This window comes from Paracoccus sp. UBA5162, from assembly GCF_002413585.1.
Taxonomy (GTDB): Bacteria; Pseudomonadota; Alphaproteobacteria; order Rhodobacterales; family Rhodobacteraceae; genus Paracoccus.
Genome location: NZ_DHXG01000041.1, coordinates 14,649 through 15,093, shown reverse-complemented (window position 1 = coordinate 15,093; position 445 = coordinate 14,649). Strand labels below are relative to the sequence as shown.

Here is a 445-nt window from a genome sequence, read left to right as displayed (position 1 = left end):
GTCGCGACCATGGCCGACAATTACGCGCGGCTCTGCCGCATCTGGGACGAGGCCCGTGCGGGCCTGATGGAGGAGGTGGAAGCATGACCGCAACGATCAAGCTGACGGCCGCGCAGGCCATGGTGAGATGGCTCTCGGTGCAGCTGACTGAAGACGGTGAGCGTTTCGTCGAGGGTGTCTGGGCGATCTTCGGACACGGCAATGTCGCGGGGGTCGGCGAGGCGCTGCATCGCTTCCGGGAAGTCATTCCGACGTGGCGCGGCCAGAACGAGCAGACCATGGCCCATGCCGCCATCGCCTATGCGAAGACCAAACGACGGCGGAAGGCGATGGCCATCACCTCCTCCATCGGGCCGGGTTCGACCAACATGGTCACCGCCTGCGGGCTAGCGCATGTGAACCGACTGCCGGTCCTCATGATCTGCGGCGATGTCTTCGCCAACCG

At 65.2% G+C, this 445-nt stretch carries 1 protein-coding gene; it reads left to right on the top strand.

Annotated elements, in window-relative coordinates; all coding sequences use genetic code 11:
* Positions 1 to 83 precede the first annotated feature (83 nt).
* Positions 84 to 445, top strand: a 362-nt coding sequence (locus B4A72_RS05740) for a thiamine pyrophosphate-binding protein (protein ID WP_292978213.1), incomplete at its 3' end; no start/stop codon positions are given.